12 protein-coding genes are annotated in these 16,292 nt (G+C 43.8%); 6 read left to right on the top strand and 6 right to left on the bottom strand.

Annotation, left to right across the window (positions count from 1 at the left end):
* Positions 1–4 precede the first annotated feature (4 nt).
* Entirely contained in the window at positions 5–1,003 is a 999-nt protein-coding gene (torT, locus tag Q8W40_RS08660; protein ID WP_370693376.1) for a TMAO reductase system periplasmic protein TorT, read from the top strand.
* Positions 1,004–1,102: 99 nt separating this feature from the next.
* Entirely contained in the window at positions 1,103–1,558 is a 456-nt protein-coding gene (locus tag Q8W40_RS08655; RefSeq protein WP_126606482.1) for a methylglyoxal synthase, read from the top strand.
* Positions 1,559–1,717: 159 nt separating this feature from the next.
* On the opposite strand, the gene Q8W40_RS08650 is transcribed toward Q8W40_RS08655, so the two are convergent.
* The 4 genes from Q8W40_RS08650 to helD all read right to left on the bottom strand — a co-directional run bounded on the left by Q8W40_RS08650 (position 1,718) and on the right by helD (position 5,550).
* Entirely contained in the window at positions 1,718–2,320 is a 603-nt protein-coding gene (locus Q8W40_RS08650) for a YceI family protein (protein WP_305396785.1), read from the bottom strand.
* Between the two features lie 198 nt (positions 2,321–2,518).
* On the bottom strand, positions 2,519–2,884 hold the full coding sequence (locus Q8W40_RS08645; protein ID WP_305396784.1) for a VOC family protein: 366 nt from the start codon (positions 2,882–2,884) through the stop codon (positions 2,519–2,521).
* Positions 2,868–3,467, bottom strand: a complete 600-nt coding sequence (locus Q8W40_RS08640; RefSeq protein WP_305396783.1) for a DJ-1/PfpI family protein — start codon at positions 3,465–3,467, stop codon at positions 2,868–2,870. The genes Q8W40_RS08645 and Q8W40_RS08640 overlap by 17 nt, the downstream gene beginning before the upstream one ends.
* A gap of 16 nt (positions 3,468–3,483) precedes the next feature.
* Positions 3,484–5,550, bottom strand: coding sequence for a DNA helicase IV (gene helD, locus Q8W40_RS08635; RefSeq protein WP_305396782.1), 2,067 nt, complete (start codon positions 5,548–5,550; stop codon positions 3,484–3,486).
* 197 nt (positions 5,551–5,747) lie between these two features.
* On the opposite strand from helD, the gene yccS reads away from it, so the two are divergent.
* The 4 genes from yccS (at position 5,748) to Q8W40_RS08615 (ending at position 14,295) form a co-directional block, all read left to right on the top strand.
* Complete coding sequence (gene yccS / locus Q8W40_RS08630; protein ID WP_305396781.1) at positions 5,748–7,916, top strand: YccS family putative transporter; 2,169 nt, start codon at positions 5,748–5,750, stop codon at positions 7,914–7,916.
* Between the two features lie 627 nt (positions 7,917–8,543).
* The gene (locus tag Q8W40_RS08625) at positions 8,544–13,280 is read left to right on the top strand and encodes a glycosyl hydrolase family 95 catalytic domain-containing protein (protein WP_305396780.1); all 4,737 of its coding nucleotides are present in this window, start codon (positions 8,544–8,546) and stop codon (positions 13,278–13,280) included.
* A gap of 341 nt (positions 13,281–13,621) precedes the next feature.
* A complete protein-coding gene (locus Q8W40_RS08620) occupies positions 13,622–13,789 on the top strand; it encodes a hypothetical protein (protein ID WP_180958450.1) in 168 nt (55 codons plus the stop codon).
* Positions 13,790–13,857: 68 nt separating this feature from the next.
* Positions 13,858–14,295 carry a hypothetical protein gene (locus Q8W40_RS08615; protein ID WP_305396779.1) on the top strand — a complete coding sequence of 146 codons (438 nt, stop codon included), beginning with the start codon at positions 13,858–13,860 and terminating at the stop codon, positions 14,293–14,295.
* 11 nt (positions 14,296–14,306) lie between these two features.
* On the opposite strand, the gene Q8W40_RS08610 is transcribed toward Q8W40_RS08615, so the two are convergent.
* Both Q8W40_RS08610 and Q8W40_RS08605 read right to left on the bottom strand, forming a co-directional pair.
* On the bottom strand, positions 14,307–15,263 hold the full coding sequence (locus tag Q8W40_RS08610; protein ID WP_305396778.1) for a TerC/Alx family metal homeostasis membrane protein: 957 nt from the start codon (positions 15,261–15,263) through the stop codon (positions 14,307–14,309).
* A gap of 292 nt (positions 15,264–15,555) precedes the next feature.
* Positions 15,556–16,119 carry an NnrU family protein gene (locus Q8W40_RS08605; protein ID WP_305396777.1) on the bottom strand — a complete coding sequence of 188 codons (564 nt, stop codon included), beginning with the start codon at positions 16,117–16,119 and terminating at the stop codon, positions 15,556–15,558.
* Positions 16,120–16,292 lie beyond the last annotated feature (173 nt).

Here is a 16,292-nt window from a genome sequence, read left to right as displayed (position 1 = left end):
GTCAGTGCCTATACGCGCTATACACTACTCTATCTTAGTTTCTGGAAGTTTGATCTTATCTGCTTTTCCAGTTTTGGCTATGGAAAAAATCTGCGCAATTTACCCTCACCTGAAAGATTCGTATTGGCTTTCCGTTAACTATGGCATGGTTGAAGAAGCGAAGAAACAGCAAGTCGAATTGAAGGTGTTGGAGTCTGGCGGCTACCCTAATATCGCGCGCCAAACACAGCAAATTCAAGAGTGCCGCTCTTGGGGCGCTCAAGCGATCATATTGGGCACTGTCTCACCAAGTGCATACCAAAACAATCTTAACCTCCTGGCTCAAGGTATTCCTGTATTTCAAACCGTAAACCAACTCAAAACGAATGCTGAAACAAAAAACGCAGTATATGGATACGTTGGTGTGGATTGGTACAACATGGGTTACGAGACCGGTCAATACTTAAAAGGTTTACACCCTAAAGGCAGCGGGAAAGTTCGCATTGCTTGGCTGCCTGGTCCTAAGCAAAGAGGTGGAACAAAGCCCGTTGAGCAAGGTTTTCTTGATGCAATTAAAGAAAGCGATGTCGAGGTTGCTGTATCGATGTGGGAAGACAACGACAAAGAGTTACAGCGTAACCTAGTGCAGCATGTTTTAGAAGAGAATAACGTTGAATACATCGTTGGCAGTGCTGTAGCGATAGAAGCAGCAATCAGTGAGGTTCGCATTGCCGAACGTAAAGACGTTAAGTTGGTTGCGACTTATTTGAGCCACGGAATTTATCGCGGCTTAAGACGAGATAGAGTCGAATTCGCCCCTACTGATAAGATGGTTCTACAAGGAAAAACATCGATCACGCAGGCAACGCGTTTTCTTCGAGATGAGCCCTACGATTCAGTATACACCCCTAAAATCGAGGCACTTACCGCAGGGGATGTACCAAAACAAATCGTTTTAGATTCGTTATCACCTGCTGAATATCGTCCTGTCTATATGTGGTCACCAACTCCTGATGCCAATTAGAGGCATGCTCGCGCTAGTTTGCAGAATTGCTTACCGTTTGTTGTGTTTTGTCATAAAACGTTGGCACAATAGCGAAGCGAATCATTCATGGAGTTAAGAATGCAAAAAACAATAAGAAAAATGCCCGCTCATAAAAATATTGCTCTGGTTGCGCATGATAATCACAAACCAGAATTGCTGCGCTGGGTAACAGAGAACAAAGAAAAGCTTCAAGGGCACTTTCTTTATGCTACCGGGACCACAGGTCACATGCTCAGTAAAGAAACAGGCTTGGCCATTAAAAGTTTGATAAGCGGACCAATGGGCGGGGACCAACAATTGGGTGCGTTAATATCAGAAGGGAAAATTGACCTAATGGTATTCTTTTGGGACCCACTCAATGCCGTACCACATGATCCTGATGTAAAGGCGCTTCTGCGCATTGCGAGTGTTTGGAATATTCCTGTGGCAACCAACCGAGCGACAGCTAACTTTCTATTTGCCTCCACTTTACTCAATGAAGAAGTGGATATAGAAATCCCCGACTACGATGCGTATCTAGCAAAACGAACCTAACTCAGCCTCGATGACAGAATAAATCAGGTTGGGATAACAGCACAAGTTAGTGCGCTCATATCCAGCTGCAAGCTAGCCGGTAAACATAGTAAAAACGCCGAATGATCGTCATTCGGCGTTTTTACTTGAAAAAGATATATCCGATATCTGGGGAAGGTATTATTTCCTTTTAAATACCAGTGAAGCGTTAACTGAAACAGTAGGTGAAATAGCAATCGCTCCTACGGTTTCAGACAGCGCTGTTAAGTTTGCTTCTGGTACGCCAAAGCTTGCTGCACTAACAATAACAGGCTTGACCGAGCTAACGACAATATACCGAGGCGTGTTGAACACCAAAAGAGACAACGTCACTTTCTTATCCATTCCGTAGAAATTTAACGTAGCTTCAATATTCTTGATGGTAGGTTCAGCAAGGCTTGATACTTCCGTGAGGTCAACCTTACCTTTCAATGTTGCTTTGGGATGTTTACCCGCATCGAAAAAAAGCTCACTCAACCTCTGGTTACGAATAGGAACAATAGTGTCTACAGATGCCAATTCGATCTCTAAGGTGAACTCGCCACTCGCTTCGATTCTGCCATCAATTTCCGTGAATTCAGCAGGCTCAACGATGTACTGCTTCTTGATGGTCGCAAAGTTTACCGATGAAACATTAGAATCTAACAGGTAGTGATGGTGCGCCGAATGCGCTGGTGATAGCCATAGAATGGGTAAAGAGAATAAGGTTGATATCATTAATAGTAGTCGGGCTGACTTTTTCATACTCAATTCCTTTCGAGATTCTTAACGCCTTTCATCTTTCGCAAGCAATTATACTCAGTGCATTTGAGCCGCATATAAAGAAAAGGCTGTGATTTTGCAAGACAAACTGTGCTTGCGCATTGTTCGTACTAGTAAATCACAGCCGAATGTCTCATAGATAATAAATTTAATGCATATCATAGGGTGTCAGATTTTTTGCTATTCACCCCATATAGCTAATTCATTACCACTGGGTTCCTTAAATTGAAATCGACGCCCGCCAGGGAACTCAAAAATAGGTCGTGTTATTTCTACGCCTTGGGATTTAACGACCTCGAAAGAACTTTCAAGATCAGTGCTGAACAAAACAAGAAGCGGCGCCCCAGTGTTTGTTGCGCTTACAACATTCGACTGAAAGAATCCGCCCATTAAACCCTTAGCGGTAAAAGCGGTGTACTCTTCCCCATAATCTGTAAACACCCACTGAAACGCTTGCTCAAAAAACAACTTGGTTTCTTTTAGATTGTTCGCAGCAAATTCTATGTAATTGATTGAATGATGTTCAAAGTCAATAGGCGACGACATGTTTGCTTCTCCAATTAAAGTCGAGCTGATCTGCAGTTTTTAAGGCAAGCTCCATTTTTGAAAGTCGAGATACAAGTTGTAAACTCATGTCTATCCCTGCTGTCATTCCTGCAGAAGTGATGATTTCTCCATCCTCTACCCAACGAACGTCTTTAACAAGTTTCACATCTGGAAATTGCTGTGCGAGATCATCTAAATGCTGTTTATGAACCGTTACACGCCTGTCGATAAGCAATTTCGCTTGAGCAAGTAAAAATACGCCATTACACACCGAAGAAACAATTTTGACTTTCGTTGATTGCTCCTGAAGCCAGCGGATCACTCGACTGTTTTTCATTTCATGAGAGTACACACCTCCTGAAACAATCAGTACATCTAATTCTGGATGGTTATGGATGGAGCGATGTGGAACCACTTGATAGCCATGCCTTGCGGTAATGGTATCGCCGGATTCACTGATCAGATAAGGGAGGAACTGCGCGTCGAAGTTTGCTGCGAATTTATTAGCCGTCGCAAACACTTCGTAAGGACCAGTAAAGTCGATGGGTTCTGCGTATTCATAGATAAAAATCCCGATATTCATGGTTATCCTAGCCTAGTTATTTTTTGATAACGGGGTAACCTCCTCCTCTCAATTCTTCTACAAATACAGAAGGTTGAGCACCGTACATTACCCACGCTTTAGATTTTGCCCGAGTCAAAGCAACGTAAAACAAACGACGCTCCTCAGCATGGGCATAAGTATCTTGGGTTTGAATAAGTGCACTATCGAGATGGTGTTGTCGTTCCATCGCAGGGAACTGACCTTCATCAACACTCAAAATAAAGACAAAATCCGCTTCCTGACCTTTACTTGCATGGCATGTCATAAACTTTATGTCCAAGTTAGAGCAAGATTTTTGCCAATCTTTTAATTGCTCTGGACAGTGGTAATGGTTACGTCCTAGCAGTAATACCTCTTTTTTTGAGGTCTGTTTTTTGTCTAGTTCCAGAAGGGATTTCTCAAGTATAGACATATGCAACAAAGTAATAGATTTTTGTTTCACCATCTTGTGGCTTGTCACATTTTTATGCAATTGAGATGGGTTTTGTTGTATGAACTTATTAGCGACTTCCCCAAGCATATTGTTAAAGCGGTATGTGGTATCCAAGTAATGGATAGAAGCACCAGGGAATCGAGAATCGAAGTCCGTTGTTAGGCTCACATCAGCACCAGCAAACCGATAAATCGCCTGCCAATCGTCTCCTACAGCGTATAGAGAAGCCTGCTGCTTCGTTTTTGGCTGGTGGCAAATCGCCTCCAACAATTCAAGTCGAGCAGGTGAAATATCTTGATATTCATCGACCATGACATAGCGCCACTGAGGTCGATACTTGCCACTCGCAACGTATTTAGTTGCCTTAGTGATCATGGTGTGAAAATCGATCTGGTTGTTGTCTTTCAGCATTTGGCTCCACGCTTGATAACTTGGCCAAACAAGCTGCAATTCACTGTTTAAACGGGAATAGTCTTCATGGTCGATAATACGCTGCTGTATTTGCTTTTTACCCATGTTCATTGCACACAACTGTTCTAGCTGTTTTTGTAACCACGCAATGAGTTTAGGGTTCTCAGACTGGGATCCTAGCTCTTCATCCCCTTTTAAATAGGCTATCGGCCATTGAGAAAGATGTTTTTGCCAGCGTTTAAATTGATTCTGCGTTGCCCAATGTTGTTTTAACCATTGAACACACCACGCTTGCTTCATGCTGTCGTTGGTTGCCAGTGGCGTAATTTCTATCGACTCATTTTCAACATGACGAATGATTTCTAACCCTAACTGATGAAATGTTTTTACCGTTATGGCATGCCCATCACTTCCTAACTTGCTTTCTAAGCGCTGACGCATTTCGTCTACCGCATCACGCCCAAACGCCACCATTAGCAATTCTTCTGGTTTGGCTTGATGGCTTTGAAGTAAATAAGATACACGAGCCGTGAGGACACTTGTTTTACCCGTTCCCGCTCCTGCCAGTATCAGGTTGTGGTCATTGTTCATCAAAACAGCTTGTTGTTGAGAAAGGTTAAGCGGGCTCGATTCGCACTGTGCAAACAAGACTTGCCAATATTCACGTTCTTTCTCTAGCCAGTCTAAATTACGTGATTTCTGATTCTCAGCCCCATTACCTAACCAGTCTGATACCTCAACCATCGCTTTGGGCATTCGTTGCTCCGCTTCTTCTAAACTCATATTTAACAAAGAGAAATCGTTGACGACGCTGTCCGTCCAGCTTTGAAGTTGGGAGGTTTGTAGGTAAGAAGGTTGATTTCTAATTAGGGTAAGCGCTTCGCGCCATGCGGGCAGTTTTTCGTTTAGGCTCTGGCATTGGTGATAATGCCAATCAGAATATTCTTTCTGAGCGTATTGAATAAAGGCGTTGCAGTCCGCCCAAGGTAAGCCTTGCACCAACCAAGCTTGTTGAGTGCTGTTTTTTTCATGAGCATGAAAAACTAAACTGCCCCAGACTAAACCACGCTTCAATGTAATAGAGCCATCCCATACCGAAAAGGGAATATGCTCTTCACTTTGCGCGGAGTTCAAAACCAGTTTGTCGTCTTCGACACTGACTTCATTGTATTCCGTCTGAATTAAAAATTTGGCAGATCGTGATGCCGCTAGTTGCATTGAGTGAACCCTGATTCGGTATTATTTCGTCTATGGGGAATCTTAAATCACACCGGGTTGTAGAACAACGCTAAGTCTCAGCTCATCGGCTATTAATTCAGCATACACACTTTTTCTTGGTGCTAGGTCATATCCTTGATAATGTCGTTAGTTACACTACTGCGTGTTCCCTTTGACAAAACAAGAAATTATAAACTGTGCCTCTATTGACTATTTTTCGCCACTACTGGTCTAACAAAACCATTAATTACAGCATTCGCATCACTATTGCCCTTATTGGGGTTGTTATCCCTTGCTGGTTTTACGAACAAAATACGGCCATTGTCCCACTAATCTTAGGCATAATTGCCGCTGCTCTCGCAGAAACGGACGACAGCTTTTGGGGAAGAATGCGTGCGCTTATTCTCACCTTTGTCTGTTTTGCCATCGCAGCGTTTTCCATTGAGCTTCTGTTTGATCTCCCCATTTTTTTCGCCATTGGATTATTCGCGTCAACCTTTGCTTTTATCATGCTAGGAGCGATAGGTCCTCGCTACGCCAGTATTGCCTTCGGTTCGCTATTGATCGCGATATATACCATGCTAGGCGCTCACGAAAGCCCCAATATATGGTTTCAACCCGTTATGCTTTTAGCGGGTTCGGCTTGGTATTACTTTATTTCCATGATTTGGCAAATATTTTGGCCAATGCAGCCCGTGCAACAGAGCTTAGGCAATGTATTTGAAGAACTGGCCAATTATTTGGACGCCAAAAGTGAGCTATTCCACCCTGTGACCAATTTGGCACCTCAACCACACCGAATTCGTGAAGCCAGCTTAAACGCCGCAACGGTCACTTCTCTGAACCAGTGTAAAGCAACATTACTGTCTCGTTCTAAGCGTGGACATATAGACGGCCCGAGCGACCGGTTTCTCAACATTTACTTCCTTGCGCAAGACATTCATGAGCGAGTCAGTTCCACTCACTACCGCTATCAAGACCTTGCGGACCAGTTCAAACACAGCGACGTGCTCTTTCGCTTTAAACACCTGCTGCAAACACAGGCAAACGCCTGTCGACAGATATCCAAATCTCTGCACTTAGGTAATCAATACGATCACGACGACAAAAACACTGAAGCCTTAAATGAACTTAACGATTCAATTTTGTTTTTGCAGGAACAGAAAAGAACAGATTGGTCCCTCTCTCTTAGCCAGTTAAGTTATCTATTCAGAAATCTATCAACAGTTGAAAAGCAACTTAGCAATGTCAGCAACCCCGACGTTAAGCAAAACGCAGAGGACGATGTACTAGATGATACCACCGCACATACCCCCAAAGCGATGTGGTTACGGATTAAAAGCAACATGACACCTAGCTCCATCCTTTTCCGTCACGCGGTTAGAATGTCGATTGCTTTAACCGCTGGATATGGTTTGATTCAAGCTTTCGACATTGATAAAGGATATTGGATCTTACTCACCACCCTTTTTGTATGCCAGCCAAACTACAGTGCAACTAGACAAAAACTGACGGCGCGAGTTATTGGAACAATTGCAGGTTTGCTGGTCGGTGTTCCGCTGCTCACGTTTTTCCCTTCGTTAGAGAGCCAGCTCGTTTTTATCGTCCTTTCCGGTATTTCGTTTTTTGCCTTTCGTATTAATAATTACGGTTTTGCTACCGCCTTTATTACCCTATTAGTCCTGTTTTGTTTCAACCAATTGGGTGAAGGGTTTGCCGTTGTGCTGCCTCGTTTAACAGATACGTTGATCGGGTGCGCTTTGGCGGTACTGGCTGTTGCATTTATCTTGCCGGATTGGCACTCGAAACGATTGCACAAAGTGATGGCAGAATCAGTTATCGCCAACCAAAGCTATCTCGCCCAAATTATTGGTCAGTATAGAGTTGGGAAAAAAGACACATTGGCATACCGCATTTCGCGACGTGATGCTCACAATAAAGATGCGAGCCTGAGTTCTTCAATCAGCAATATGCTGGTTGAACCTGGTAAATATCGGTCTGCCGTCGACGAGAGTTTTCGCTTCCTTACCTTGAATCACGCATTGCTCAGCTATGTTTCTGCTTTGGGTGCCCACCGAACGCGTTTACAAGATGAGACTATCCACCAGCTTGTTTTGGATTCGCACAGAGCCATTCACAAGCACCTTGAGATCCTTCATAAACAGCTGAATGACCAATGTGAAGAATGTGATACTTCCGTTATCGAAGAAACAGATATTGAAAAGCGCTTAAGTGAATGGCGAGATGAAGATGAAAGCTCAGCTCGGTTGGTCTTGCAACAGCTTCATTTGATCTATCGAATGCTACCTGAGCTTCATTCGTTAGCGGCGAAAATTGCGGTAAGAGTCCCGAATAGCGCTCAATAGCTGGTTCAACGTATAAACTCGAACGTCAGAAATCTTATCGGCTATTCAGGACTCGGCTCTACCTGAATATCTTAGAGATCTCCCCTCCACGAACGAAGCTACAAGGGCATACATTTTATGCCCACGTAGCAATTTGACCTTATAAAATCACAAAAAGCCTTATCGCACTTTTCAGTCGTTCTAACAGCTGGCATTCGATGTAGCGCACCATCTCTTCTCAGGTAACAACGTTGCACCATCTACATCTGAAATCCTTTATGCACAGCATCCAGATTTTTATCAATCAATTGAATTGAAAATACCAAATTTAAAACCCCCAAATAAGATATTTTATATAAAAAACAATGCATTACGTAATCACCAAACATATAACCACAGAATTTACAATGTTAACTATTAATATCTTTGATATTTATTAACAATTCTTTCTGAAAAATGAAAATATTGTGTTATGTAACTCAAATGTAACGGTACCGGTAATTTCTAATTTGAAATTATGATTTATATTTAAAATTCAAATGTGACAAGATTGTTTTATTTTATATATATAGAAAGATTTCACATTTGAAATCTTTGTAATGCTATACGCCTACTGTCGTATAGCAAAAAAATTAGGAACGACAAAATATGAAAGGATTTCAACCGAAGATAAATAACTTCTACGGGATATTTCTGTTGTTTGGGTTGCTAAGTACGCAAGCTTATGGCTTGCCTGTGCAATCAATATCGAAAGACAGCAACGAAGAAATAGCTCAGTTTAGCCAACAAGGAGAACTCTACTTTAATTCAGCAAAAGGGAAAGTCACTAAACAAAGCTCTACGGCTTTTAATGGATACTCGTTTTCTGCCGTAGACGGCAATACATCCGGTGTGTATCAACAACACTCTATTACCCATACTAGTTTTGAATCCAAGCCTTGGTGGACAGTCGATTTGGGTCAATCGGAGAATATCGAGAAAGTTCGGATTTGGAATCGGACGGATTGTTGCAGTAATCGACTTGGAGAATTTTACGTTCTCACATCAAATACCCCTTTAGACTCTGTAACGCTAGATCAGGCAACCTCAAGCAATGATACAAACGTCTACCGTGTAGATTCAACAGATACGCAGACACAGTTCAACCTTTCAAGCACATTTCGCTACCTTAAAATTCTTAAAGACAATTCGTCGTACCTCTCTCTAGGTGAAGTGGAAATTTTCCGACTGAAAACAGCCAGGGAAAGTGCAACTGTTGGCGGCAGCCTTAACTGGGTTCATTACGCCAGCGTCGATGCAGATTCGGCCAACAGTAATGAAACTTCAGCACAAGGTGGTGACAGCGACCTTTCAACCAAATGGCTTAGTGCTAGAACGTCGGGACAAGGTGGTGACAGCGACCTTTCAACCAAATGGCTTAGTGCTAGAACGTCGGGACAAGCAATTTACAATATTGACTTGCCCGAAGGTGTGACTCGCCCTATCCGTTCTTACACGCTGATTTCAGGTAACGACGCACCTCAACGAGACCCAGAGTCTTGGCAACTCCAAGGTACAAACGACGGTAGCAACTGGACGACTTTAGATTCACGAACCGATCAGTATTTTCCCGATCGCCACTGGCCGAAAACTTATCAATTCACTAATGAGGAAGCATACGGTCAATATCGCTTGGCTATAACACCTAAAAGTGGTGATCAAGTCCAGTTTGCGGAAGTCGCTCTTTGCGAAATATTCTGTAATGTGAACGATGGCAATCAAGGGATCACAGCCAACAACCTGATGTATCAAGGAGCCATCGAAGCTTCATCCGAGTGGGCACTAGGCGGACAATCTGCTGATGCATTAATCGATGGGGATGAAGTAACGAAGTGGATCTCTCGCCGAGGCGATGACACACCAATCATTTCAATGATTCTTCCACAAGCAAAAACCAAAGCTGTCCGTTACTATTCCCTTACTTCTGGGAACGATGTTCCTTCACGAGATCCAACCTCTTGGGTACTTGAAGGTTCTGATAACGGTCGCAATTGGGAAGTGTTGGATATACGTGCTAATCAATCCTTTGATTCACGCAAGCAGACCCGCCATTTTAATATTGCTGACGCCCAAGCCTATTCCCGTTATCGGCTACCTCTCCAGTCTAATGGTGGTGATACATTCTATCAACTCACCGATATTGCGCTTTGCCAGCTTCAATGTAATGAGGCTGATAACCCACGTCTTAAATCGGCGCTTACCATAGGAGCTAATGCTTCTGCTGATATGCAGGGACCTGTTCACCAAGGACCGGAGACGACATTAAACGGTGGCGTATACAGTAAATGGTATACCGGTCGAGGTGGAAGTGAACATTGGCTTCAAGTCGATCTTGAAAACGGCAAAGGGTATGGCGCTCGCCAGTACCAAATTACTTCAGCCGGAGATGTTCCAAGTAGAGACCCAGCCAACTGGCAACTGCAAGGTTCAAACGATGGCAGTGAGTGGAGAACACTTGATACCCGCAATGACATCACCTTTGAAAACCGCTATCAGACCCAGACATTTTCCACCCGTTGGTTTGGCACATACCGTCACTATCGTCTGATTGGAACGTCTCAGAATGGCGATGACCTCCAACTCTCTGAGTTTGTCTTGTGTCCAGTAAACTGTAGTAGCCTCGCGTCCAATGAGCCTCATAACTTGCAGACAGACCGTTTTAGTATACAGACACCAGGCAATAACGACTCAACCAATCCCCTCACTACAGTTGATAACACCGACAACTGGCAAAGCGCTGGTGATATCAATGCACCAGCTACAGTGTTGTTCTCTGCTGCAAATAGCGCGGTAAGTAGCCTTAATAGCTACGCGTTACGTGCACCAAGCGATGTTGGCGAGCAAACTTTATCTTGGACTGTTTGGGGTTCATTGGATGGTGAAAACTGGACCTTAGTGGATGTGAAATTTGACCAGACGCTGACGGATACACCAAGCTACTTCGGCGTTCCGGACCAAAATCTCTACAGTAAGCTACGTGTTGAGTTCCAGCCAACAAGCCAAGGGATCTCACTAAGTTACGCTGGATTCTGTCAACACGGTGGATGCCCATCAGACTTGATTGGTAAGCCGAATGGTTCCGACTGGATGTTGTGGTATACCCAACCAGCAACGGTGCTTCAGGAATCTGTTCACCTTGGTAATGGTCCGATAGGTATATCCGTGTATGGTGGCGTAGAAGAGGAGCGTTTTCTCATTAACGAACATCAAATCTGGGCTGGCTCACCTTTCTTCCACAGCAAGGAAGTATCTCAAGACATTCGTGATCAGATGATCCAGTCTGTGTTTAACAAAGACTACCCCACAACCAATCAGCTGTTCAAAGATCACTTCCGCCGTCAGCGCCCAATTCATTACCAGCTGGCTGGTAACCTGCGTGTTGCGACAGACGTTTCCGGCGACGTTTCCAATTACCGTCGTGCACTGGATATCAATACCGCTGTTGCGGAAGTTAGCTTTATCGACAGCAAAGGTGCCCAGCACACCCGCGAGACCTTTACCAGTTTCAAAGACCCAGTGATGGTCTCTCGCTTTAAAGTGGATGGTGGTGTGCAGGATCTCTCGTTCAGTTATGATTCGCCGCTACCGATTACTGTGTCAACTCGGAAACGAACGGTGCTGAGTGCTGAAATAATAATGGACGGTCAAAACACCGACGGAAATGAGCTGTATATCGTACCTGGAGAAGTGAAATTCCGTTCTAAAACCATCATTAAAGCAGTTGATGGTGAAATCGACGTTGTTGACGACAAGGTCATAGTGCGTGGAACAACCGAAGTACAAATATGGTCGGCCGTTGATACTAACGTTACTGATTACAAGGCACTTACCACTGATGAGAAAGCGCAGGTAGATGAGCATCTGACAGCAAATAGCATGATGTCACGAAATTTTGATAATCTGTTGGCTCGCCACTTGTCTGTCTATCAACCGATGTTCCAAACGCTGAATTTCGATTTTCCGGGTAAGGAGAATGGTGATACACCAACAGACTTGCGCAGGAAAAACTTCCGCAATGATTCTGACCAGCATATGGCTGCCTTGTTGACGCAGTATTCTCGCTATGCGCTGCTTTCATCATCGTTTAATAGTGAGCCCGCAAACTTACAAGGTCGCTGGAATGACAAAACCCATCCATTGTGGTGGAGTGACTACCACCTAGATATCAACTTAGCTATGAATTACATGGCTGCAGAAAACCTTAACCTAGTAGAAGCTCACAAACCCTTGTTCCAATTTATTTATGAATTGGCAGAGCAAAACAAAGGTTATGCTAAGGAAATTTACGGTATCGACAATGGCGGATGGGTCGCACATATTGCATCAGATATGTGGCGTAATTCACCACCTGTCAGAGGCATCCACGGTCAGTGGGTTCAGGGGGGAACTTGGATTTCCATGAACCTATGGGAGCACTACCTCTATAACCCAGATATCAATTTCCTACGCGAAATTTACCCGACATTGAAGGGGGCAGCGCTATTCTTTGATGAACTGCTGCAAACCCATCCGGACTCTGGTAATGATGAATTGGTTCATACTTGGTCCACAAGCCCTGAAAACAAACCAGAAGGCAGAGATTCAGACCTGCAGTTGATGCCAACAATGGATGTTCAACTTCTTCATCAGTTGTACGACATTGTGATTGAAGCATCGACCACTCTGAATACAGACTCTTCCCTTCGAAGCAACTGGCAATCGATTAAGAGCAGGCTGCCAAACCCTGCTCCTATCGGTCGTTTAGGACGCATTCAGGAATGGTATGAAGACATTGACAAAGAGAGCGATCAACACCGCCACATTTCCCATCTATATGGAGCAGGACCAGGATGGAGTTTGGATTTAGAAGACAGCACAGTACGTGCTGCAGTTGTGACCTCGATGGAAAACCGTGGTAGTGGCGGAACTGGCTGGGCATCGCCTTGGCGAGGATATGTTTGGGCACGCCTAGGTGAAACGCCTCGCGCATACCAGCAGCTTGAAAACGTAATCAGCAGCCACTCCTACCCCGACCTGACAGTGAATGTTACGGGTGTTACCCAAGTTGATGGTCTATTTGGTGGTGGTGCAGTCGTTGCAGAAATGCTCATGCAATCGCACCGTGGCAGTATTGATCTGTTGCCCTCTGTTCCAGACACATGGACAGAAGGCAAAGTTGAAGGTCTACGAGCTCGTCGCGGGTTTACCCTAACTAACCTAGAGTGGAAAAACGGTGTACTCGTTGAAGCCGCGATTAAGTCTGAAGCAGGTAAGCCACTGACGGTCCGCTACAATGGTCAATCAATTACTGTCAACACAACGAAGGGTCAAACATACAAGGTAGATGCGTCCTTGAATGTTTACTGATCCCTCTTAAGATCAAGGCTACAAACAACAGGTCCGCGTTCGCGGACCTGAATTTTTGGGATATTTTGTCTCATACGCTTTAACAGACTCTCTAGCATACCTTTCCATTTGCGGATCTATGCACTCCCTTCGCCGCACTCTACTTTCTGCATTGTCACTTCCCACAAATGTGTTTGTGGGTAAAGATCACATATCTTTTATTATTTACTCATTTTCTGACAAAAATTGAACAAACGAAGATTTCGATGCTCTTAATGTAGGTCGCGTTAGTATTTAGCGCACAAAGTTTCGCTATCGGTGCAAATGAGACATTGACTATCATTAAGGTTGGAAGAAGAAAAATGCCACAGCATCAGTATGAACAATTGAGGAGTAAGGTTCTGGAGTTGACTCCTGCTCAATTGAAAGACTTACAAACGGAAATAGAAGGGAAGCTAGACAAAAACGGGACTCAAATTGAGCTTACTCCTGAAGAAATCGAGGCGATTTGTCACCTTTTTAAAGAGTAATTACCCCATAAAGTTGAACTTTTACTGGCTAAAGTTTAACCTTTAAGTAGATTCTGAGGTAACGATCAATGCCAGTCTCATCGATACATTCCGGTCATGTCATTCTCCAGCAGTCGAGAACCATGGCAAAGCAAGCAACAGAGGAGCTCAATGAAGAAGCTCGTCTTGAAAAAGCTCGCACGGAAAAAATGGCAGAAGATGAGCGAATACAAGAAGTTCAGCCCGACGAAGAAATTAGAGCTTCAGAACACGCAGAAGAAATTCAAGAAACCGATGCCGTGCGTGAAACTGAAGCCGACTACCAAGAATCATTCAACCGCCTACCTAGCGCTGAAGAAGAGCGCGACACCAGACAAGAAGAAATCACCAATGAAAGCAGAGACGAATCTGATTACGTCGAAGCTGCCGCCAAACTCAATCAAGCCAAAAGCTACAACAGTGTTGGAGCAAGTGTTGTTTCTCGCTCCAACGACATGATTGGTTCTATGTTAGATATCTCTGTTTAAACTTTATCGGTTCAAACTTCATCTGTTAAAACTTCTACCGAGTCTTTCCTAGACTTTATAATCGATGCCAAGATTGCACTTCCCATCACCGTGACAAGCACACCAAGTGATACTTGCGTTGGAATTGCCCACTCTGTTTCAACCAATAGCATCTTTATACCGATAAAAATCATGATGAAGGCTAATGCCGGCTTAAGGTATACGAACTTCTCCATCATGCCTTGCAAAACAAAATAGAGAGAACGCAGCCCAAGTAAAGCGAACACATTTGCAGCCAAGACGAGAAATGGCTCACGCGTTACGGCAAATATGGCTGGAATCGAATCCAGAGCGAACATCACGTCCATCATTGCGATCATTGCTATGACGATCGCCATGGGCGTCAATATGAGCCCTAGGTTATCTCTTATGTACAGCGCATTGCCTTTGTAATCCTTGGATACTCTGGCAAACTTACGAATGATCCTTTCCGGCAGCGGGCTTAATGCTTCTTGCTCTTCAGGCTGCGTTAGCTTATAGCCTGTCCAAATCAGGAAAGCGGCAAACAAGTACAAAACCCAATGAAATTGTTCTAGCAATTGTACGCCAATCGCGATCATCACAGCGCGTAAGATGAGTGCTCCTATTACGCCTAAAAGCAGTGCTCTCGGACGCAAATTTTCTGGCACTAAGTATTGGTGAAAGATAATCGCAAACACGAAAAGGTTATCGACACTAAGCGATTTCTCTAACAGGTATCCAGTAAAAAACGCGGTAGCTGCTTTACTTGAGGTATACGCGCTCTCTGGTGCGTACCATTCCCAAAAATACAGAATAGATACGCCAAATGCCAAGGCAACCAATACCCAAATAACACTCCAAATCGCGGCTTTTCTTACTGTAATATTACCGCCACGAGTTTGCCAAATATCAACACACACCAACATTAAAGTCAGCGCACCAAATGCAAAATAAGCAAAAGGACTCATTAAACACCTCATTTCACAACACAGTTAATTGCGAAGAGACGGCTTATAGACGTGCACCCTCGCAAACCAACCAAAACCTGCTTAACCAAATAAAATGATTAAGACAATTCTGGCAAATGAATGCGTTGGTCTCGTCAGAGTGAAAGCTGGTAAGGGCTTATACTTTTGTATGCCGGAAAAGCGAACGCTTAACGGGATGACGACATACAAACTAAGAGTTCTTAGTAGACTACTCCCCAATACAGGCGGATAGTATTCCTGTATTGAGAGAGCGTCAACACGATTTTTTACATTATTTAAGAGGGATACCCGTTAAGTAAACGTGTAGGAAAAAAGCAGTAATAAAGTAGAGAACCAAACTGATTGCGTGCGTTTTTATTTCTTGTGAGACAGGGGGAATAGCTGGCTTAACCCACTCGCCCTCTCTTCGATTGATAAGCATGATTTGGATGACTGCCCAAAGTGCTAATCCACCAAACAAAACAACAGAACGCTGCTCTCCATTGCTAAGTAAGTGCGCCACAGACCAAACGATCACACTCATCAATTGAGGGTGACGAATGTACTGCTTCAATCGAGTTTTTCCTTGAGCAGCGCCAAACAGAATAAAACCCACCAGCATGAGTAACATGGTTAACCCACGAAATTCCGGACCAAGGACGTACAAGTAATTCGGTACGGTACTACGCCAGCCGAATATGATCATCAGTAATCCAGCGATAACCACCAATGAAAAAATGCCTTTGTAACCGTTAGGACCGACCTTCTCGATAAGGTTAACTTTTACCTGCGGGGTGAGTGACGGGACGTAATGGATCACGCTCCATATGAAAATACCTAAAATCAATAACAACATTGCTTACTTCCTTATATTTGTTTTTCTCCATTATTAAGCAGCTGTTATGAATTTGATGGGGATTTGATCGCATACTTTGTGTGGAAGTAAAAAACCGAGCACTTGGCTCGGCTTTGAAACAGTTTATAAAGCTGTGATCGTATATGGATTGACTGTTAAATCAATTAATCTCG

This window comes from Vibrio penaeicida, from assembly GCF_030689305.1.
In the GTDB taxonomy this organism is placed as follows: Bacteria; Pseudomonadota; Gammaproteobacteria; order Enterobacterales; family Vibrionaceae; genus Vibrio; species Vibrio penaeicida_B.
This window is presented reverse-complemented; position numbering and strand designations above follow the sequence as displayed.

Bases quoted from the DNA above. Each gene is read 5' to 3' on its own strand.
- Q8W40_RS08655 (WP_126606482.1), top strand. From the start codon at position 1,103: ATGCAAAAAACAATAAGAAAAATGCCCGCTCATAAAAATATTGCTCTG.
- Q8W40_RS08650 (WP_305396785.1), bottom strand. From the start codon at position 2,320: ATGAAAAAGTCAGCCCGACTACTATTAATGATATCAACCTTATTCTCT.
- Q8W40_RS08645 (WP_305396784.1), bottom strand. From the start codon at position 2,884: ATGTCGTCGCCTATTGACTTTGAACATCATTCAATCAATTACATAGAA.
- Q8W40_RS08640 (WP_305396783.1), bottom strand. From the start codon at position 3,467: ATGAATATCGGGATTTTTATCTATGAATACGCAGAACCCATCGACTTT.
- helD (WP_305396782.1), bottom strand. From the start codon at position 5,550: ATGCAACTAGCGGCATCACGATCTGCCAAATTTTTAATTCAGACGGAA.
- Q8W40_RS08625 (WP_305396780.1), top strand. From the start codon at position 8,544: ATGAAAGGATTTCAACCGAAGATAAATAACTTCTACGGGATATTTCTG.
- Q8W40_RS08620 (WP_180958450.1), top strand. From the start codon at position 13,622: ATGCCACAGCATCAGTATGAACAATTGAGGAGTAAGGTTCTGGAGTTG.
- Q8W40_RS08615 (WP_305396779.1), top strand. From the start codon at position 13,858: ATGCCAGTCTCATCGATACATTCCGGTCATGTCATTCTCCAGCAGTCG.
- Q8W40_RS08610 (WP_305396778.1), bottom strand. From the start codon at position 15,263: ATGAGTCCTTTTGCTTATTTTGCATTTGGTGCGCTGACTTTAATGTTG.
- Q8W40_RS08605 (WP_305396777.1), bottom strand. From the start codon at position 16,119: ATGTTGTTATTGATTTTAGGTATTTTCATATGGAGCGTGATCCATTAC.